The organism is Cellulomonas algicola (genome assembly GCF_003851725.1).
GTDB lineage: Bacteria > Actinomycetota > Actinomycetes > Actinomycetales > Cellulomonadaceae > Cellulomonas > Cellulomonas algicola.
Genome location: NZ_BHYL01000352.1, coordinates 1 through 5,624 on the forward strand (window position 1 = coordinate 1; position 5,624 = coordinate 5,624).

The 5,624-nt window shown below is 73.5% G+C and carries 3 protein-coding genes and 1 pseudogene; all 4 read right to left on the reverse strand.

Annotation, left to right across the window (positions count from 1 at the left end):
• Window positions 1-119: 119 nt before the first annotated feature.
• Window positions 120-1,451, reverse strand: a complete 1,332-nt coding sequence (nuoH, locus tag CTKZ_RS18775) for an NADH-quinone oxidoreductase subunit NuoH (protein ID WP_124344350.1) — start codon at window positions 1,449-1,451, stop codon at window positions 120-122.
• Window positions 1,448-4,090: an NADH-quinone oxidoreductase subunit G gene (locus CTKZ_RS18780; protein ID WP_124344351.1), complete on the reverse strand. Its 2,643-nt coding sequence runs from the start codon at window positions 4,088-4,090 to the stop codon at window positions 1,448-1,450. The genes nuoH and CTKZ_RS18780 overlap by 4 nt, the downstream gene beginning before the upstream one ends.
• Window positions 4,087-5,427 carry an NADH-quinone oxidoreductase subunit NuoF gene (gene nuoF, locus CTKZ_RS18785; protein WP_124344352.1) on the reverse strand — a complete coding sequence of 447 codons (1,341 nt, stop codon included), beginning with the start codon at window positions 5,425-5,427 and terminating at the stop codon, window positions 4,087-4,089. Before nuoF ends, CTKZ_RS18780 begins: the two co-directional genes overlap by 4 nt.
• Window positions 5,427-5,624, reverse strand: a pseudogene (locus CTKZ_RS22120) (NADH-quinone oxidoreductase subunit NuoE); the annotation flags it as partial. The gene nuoF and the pseudogene CTKZ_RS22120, both read right to left, overlap by 1 nt.

Sequence of the window (5,624 nt, forward strand, 5' to 3'; positions counted from 1 at the left end):
GCCGCGGCGCGACCGTGCGACCGGGCTGCGCCCCGGGCGCGGGCTTCCCGCCCGCGGGCGTGCCGCCTGCGGGCCGGGGGGCGGCGGGCTTGCCCGACTTGCCCGTGGGCTTGCGCTGGTCAGCCACCGTGCACCTCCTGCGTGACCTGGGGGACGTCGGTCGAGGCCGCCGGGGCGGCGCGCTGCTTGCGGGGGGACGGCGGCAGCGTCTGGCCGGGCAGCGGCGGGACGGGGTAGCCACCCGCGAACGGGTCGAACGGCTGCGGCCCGGACGGCTTGGGCGGTTCGGCCGGCTTCTTGCGCTCGGGGATCGCGAACGACACGAGCAGGCCGAGCACGACGATGCCCGCGAGGACGAACAGCAGAGTCCGCAGGTCGAGCCCCGAGAACTGCCGCACGCCCTGGACGACCGCGACGCAGACGACCCAGACGAGCGCGGCGGGGATGAGCACCTTCCAGCCGAGCTTCATGAACTGGTCGTACCGGAACCGCAGGACGGAGCCGCGGATCCACACGAACACGAACATGAGCGCCCAGAGCTTCGCGAGGAACCACAGGATCGGCCACCAGCCGGTCTGCAGGACGTGGTCCGCCGGGATGAACGGGGCGCGCCAGCCGCCGAGGAAGAGCGTCGTCGCGACCGCCGAGACGTTGAGCATGTTGATGTACTCCGCGAGGAAGAACCACGCGAACTTCATCGACGAGTACTCGGTCATGTAGCCCGAGACGAGCTCGCCCTCGGCCTCGGGGAGGTCGAACGGCAGACGGTTCGTCTCGCCGACCATCGACACGATGTACAGGACGAACGCGGGCAGGAGCGGCAGGAACCACCAGACCTGCGTCTGCGAGCTCACGATCTGCGACGTCGACATCGAGCCCGCGAGGATGAACACGCTGACGAGCGACAGGCCCATCGCGAGCTCGTACGAGATGACCTGGGCGGTCGAGCGGACCGAACCGAGCAGCGGGTACGTCGAGCCCGACGACCAGCCGCCCAGGACGATGCCGTACACGCCGACCGAGGCGCACGCGAGGATGTAGAGCACCGCGACCGGGAAGTCGGTGAGCTGCAGCGGCGTGACGATGCCGAACATGCTGACCGACGGACCGAACGGGATGACCGCGAACGTCAGCAGCGAGCAGAACACCGCGATCATCGGCGCGACGATGTAGACGAGCTTGTCGGCCGCCTTGACGGTGACGTCCTCCTTGAACAGGAGCTTCATCGCGTCGGCGAGCGACTGGAGCAGGCCGAACGGGCCGTGCACGTTCGGGCCGGGCCGCACCTGCATGCGCGCGACGACCTTGCGCTCGAACCAGATCGCGATGAGCACGCTGGTCAGCAGGAAGACGACGATCGCGACGGCCTTGAGCAGCCAGATCCAGAAGTTGTCGTTGCTGAAGTCGGCCGCGACGGCGGTGGTGCCGTCGACCGCGAGCTGCAGGGTCATGCGCCGACCTCCTCGTGGGCACTGCGACCGGCATCCTGCCCCGTACCGGTCTCCTCGCGGGTGAGCGCACCCGGCGCGGCGGCGATCCGGACGAGGTCGCCCGCGTCGGCGTGCAGCGTGTCGCGCACGGCGCTGCCGGGCGCGTTGGTCGGGAGCCAGACGACGAGGTCCGGCATGTCGGTGACGACGACGGGCAGCGTGATCGTCCCGGCGTCGGTCGAGACCGCGATCGCTCCCCCGTCGGTCGCGCCGACCGACGCAGCCGTGGCCGCCGAGACGCGCGCGACCGGCTGCTTGGCCGTCCCCGCGAGGAACGGCTCGCCGCTCTGCAGCCGGCCCTCGTCGAGCAGCTGGTGCCACGTCGCGAGGACCGCGGTCCCCGCGGCGACGGCGGGCGGCTCCGCGGCCGGCACGTCCGGGGCGTCGACGCGCGCGCCGTCCCAGCCGCCGAGCTGGTCGAGCTCGGCGTGGACAGCCGTGAGCGACCCGGTGCCGAGCTCGACGCCGAGCGCGTCGGCGAGCCGGTCGAGCACGCGGTGGTCGGGCAGGAAGTGCGACGTCAGCGCCTGCGTGAACGGGCGCGGGCGCCCCTCCCACGTGACGAACGTGCCGGGCTTCTCGACCGGCGGTGCGACGGGCAGGACCACGTCGGCGCGGTCGGTGACCTCGGAGCGGCGGACCTCCAGCGAGACGAGGAACGGCACGCGGTCGAGCGCCTCGCGGGCGATCGCCGGGTCGGGCAGGTCGGCCGGCTCGAGACCCCCGACGACGAGGCCGCCCAGGAGGCCGGCGCGCGCGGCGGCGAGGATCTCGCCCGCCGACCGGCCGGGCTCGCCGGGCAGGTGCTCGACGCCCCAGACCGCGGCGATGTCGACGCGCGCGCCCGAGTCGGCGACGGGACGACCGCCCGGCAGCAGGCTCGGCAGCAGGCCCGTCTCGACCGCAGCCCGCTCGCCGACGCGACGCGGGACCCACGCGAGTCGGGCACCCGTGCGGGCGGCGAGCCGCAGCGCGGCGGAGTAGGCACCGGGCGACGACGCGAGCCGCTCGCCCACGAGCACCACGGCCCCCTCGGCGGCCAGCGCGGCCGCGGCGTCGCCGAGCACGTCGTCGGCGCCCGCGACGATCCCGTCGAGCACCTCCGCCTCGGTCCCCGGCGCAGCCGCCAGCAGCGTGCCGGAGAGCCGCTCGAGCCCGCGGCTCGCGAGCGGGGCGACCGACAGGACGCGCGTGCGCTTCTTCACGACCTGCTCGCGCACCCGGAGGAACGCGATGCCGGCCTCCTCCTCGAGCTCGAGCCCGACGAGCAGCACGGCCGGCGCGGCGACGAGGTCGCCGAACGTGACCTCGAGAGTGCGACCCGCGACGTGGTGGCCGAGGAAGGCCTCCTCCTCCGCCGAGTGCGGGCGCGCGCGGCCGTCGACGTCGTTCGTGCCGAGCGCGACGCGCGCGAACTTCGACCACGCGTACGCGTCCTCGAGGGTGAGGCGCCCACCCGGGAGGGCAGCGAGACCGACGGCCGTCTCCCGCGGGTCGGACGGCGCCTGCGCCGCGCGCAGGCCCGCGGCCGCGACGTCGAGCGCCTCGATCCACGACGCGGGCTCGAGCTCACCGGCCGCGTTGCGGACGAGCGGGGTCGTGATGCGGTCCGGCGCGGACTGCCACGTGAACGCGAAGCGGTCCTTGTCGGTGATCCACTCCTGGTTGACGACCGGGTCGTCGCCCGCGAGGCGCCGCAGCACGACACCGCGGCGGTGGTCGACGCGGATCGCCGAGCCCTGCGAGTCGTGCTCCGCGACGCCCGGGGTCGACACGAGGTCGAACGGGCGCGACCGGAACCGGTACGCCGCGCTGGTCAGGGCGCCCACCGGGCAGATCTGCACGGTGTTGCCGGAGAAGTACGACGCGAACGGGCGGCCCGACGTGTCCTGCGTCGACGCACCCACCGGGGTGTCGCCCGCGAACCCGAGGACGTCGGTGTCGAACGTGCCGATCTGCTGCTGCGCACCGCGCTTCTGCAGGTCGATCCACACGTCGCCCGCGACCTCCTCCGAGAACCGCGTGCAGCGCTGGCACAGGACGCAGCGCTCACGGTCGAGCAGGATCTGCGTCGAGATCGCGATCGGCTTGGGGAACGTGCGCTTGACGTCGACGAAGCGCGTCGTCGCGCGGCCGTTCGACATCGCCTGGTTCTGCAGCGGGCACTCGCCGCCCTTGTCGCACACGGGGCAGTCGAGCGGGTGGTTGACGAGCAGCAGCTCCATGACGCCGTGCTGCGCCTTGTCGGCCTCCGCCGACGTGTGCTGCGTCTTGACCTGCATGCCGGGCGTGGCCTCGAGCGTGCAGGACGCCTGCGGCTTCGGCATCTTCGCCAGGTTGCCGTCGCGGCCCGGGGCCCAGACCTCGACGAGGCACTGGCGGCACGCGCCCGCCGGCGCGAGCAGCGGGTGGTCGCAGAACCGCGGGATCTGGATGCCGACCTGCTCGGCGGCGCGGATGACGAGCGTGCCCTTCGGGACGGTCGTCTCGAGCCCGTCGATCTCGAACGTCACCGTGTCCGTCGGCTCGGGCGCGGCAGGCGCCGGTGCGGCCGGGACGAGCGGGGTCGCCGTCGTCGGGCCGGAGGACGTGATGGTCATGCGTGCACCCCCGCGAGGGCCGCCCGGCCGCGCCGGGGGGCGTAGGTGAACAGCGAGCTGTGCTCGGGCGGGAAGAGGACGTCGGCGGGCGTGTGCGTGCCGGCCTCGAACTCCTCCCGGAAGTACTGCACGGCCGACGTGATGGGGCTCGTCGCGCCGTCGCCGAGCGCGCAGAACGCGCGGCCCAGGATGTTGTCGCACAGGTCGAGCAGCAGGTCGATGTCCGCGTGCGTGCCCTGGCCGCCCTCGATGCGCTTGAGCACCTGGACCAGCCAGTACGTGCCCTCGCGGCACGGGGTGCACTTGCCGCACGACTCGTGCTTGTAGAACTCGGTCCAGCGCGTCACCGCGCGGACGACCGACGTCGTCTCGTCGAAGATCTGCAGCGCGCGCGTGCCGAGCATCGACCCCGCGGCGCCGACCGACTCGTAGTCGAGGGGCACGTCGAGGTGCTCGGCCGTGAAGATCGGCGTCGACGACCCGCCGGGCGTCCAGAACTTCAGCTGGTGGCCCTCGCGGATGCCGCCCGCCATGTCGAGCAGCTCGCGCAGCGTGATGCCGAGCGGCGCCTCGTACTGCCCCGGCCGCGTGACGTGGCCCGACAGGCTGAACAGGCCGTGGCCCGTCGACCGTTCGGTGCCCATGCCCTTGAACCAGTCCGCGCCGCCGCGCACGATGCCCGGCACCGACGCGATCGACTCGACGTTGTTCACGACCGTCGGGCGCGCGTACAGGCCCGCGACCGCGGGGAACGGGGGCTTGAGCCGCGGCTGGCCGCGCAGGCCCTCGAGCGAGTCGAGCAGCGCGGTCTCCTCGCCGCAGATGTACGCGCCCGCACCGGAGTGCAGCGTGATCTCCAGGTCGAAGCCCGAGCCGAGGATGTTCGTGCCGAGGTAGCCCGCGGCGCGCGCCTCCTCGATCGCCCGCAGCAGCCGCCGGTAGACGTGCACGACCTCGCCGCGTACGTAGAGGAACGCGTGGTGGCAGCCGATCGCGTAGCTCGTGATGATCATGCCCTCGATGAGGTGCTGCGGGCTGGCCATCATGAGCGGGATGTCCTTGCAGGTCCCCGGCTCGGACTCGTCCGCGTTGACCACGAGGTAGCGCGGACCGCCGTCGGGCGCGGGCAGGAAGCCCCACTTCATGCCCGTCGGGAAGCCCGCACCGCCACGGCCGCGCAGACCGGAGTCCTTGACCATCGTCACGACGTCGGCCGCCTGCATGCCGAGCGCGCGGCGCAGGCCGCGGTAGCCGCCCGCGTCCTCGTAGGCGGACAGGGTCCAGGACCGGTCCGCGTCCCAGGTGTCCGTGAGGACCGGGGCCAGGGTCGTCGCCATCACGACTCCTTCGCGTCGTCGGAGGACTGCTTGCGCTGCTCCTGCTCGGCCGAGACGTCGCCCTCGCTGACGGGCGGACGCTCGGCGCTCGACTGCTCGGCGCCCGGCGCGGGCGTGCCCGCCGGGGTGGGCTCGGCCGCGGACGCGGGACGCTCGCCCGCCGGTGCCGCCGGTGCCGCGGCACGCGGGGTGCCCCG

Excerpts from the sequence above, each read along its gene's own strand:
- nuoH (WP_124344350.1), bottom strand. The coding sequence starts at position 1,451 with ATGACCCTGCAGCTCGCGGTCGACGGCACCACCGCCGTCGCGGCCGAC.
- CTKZ_RS18780 (WP_124344351.1), bottom strand. The coding sequence starts at position 4,090 with ATGACCATCACGTCCTCCGGCCCGACGACGGCGACCCCGCTCGTCCCG.
- nuoF (WP_124344352.1), bottom strand. The coding sequence starts at position 5,427 with ATGGCGACGACCCTGGCCCCGGTCCTCACGGACACCTGGGACGCGGAC.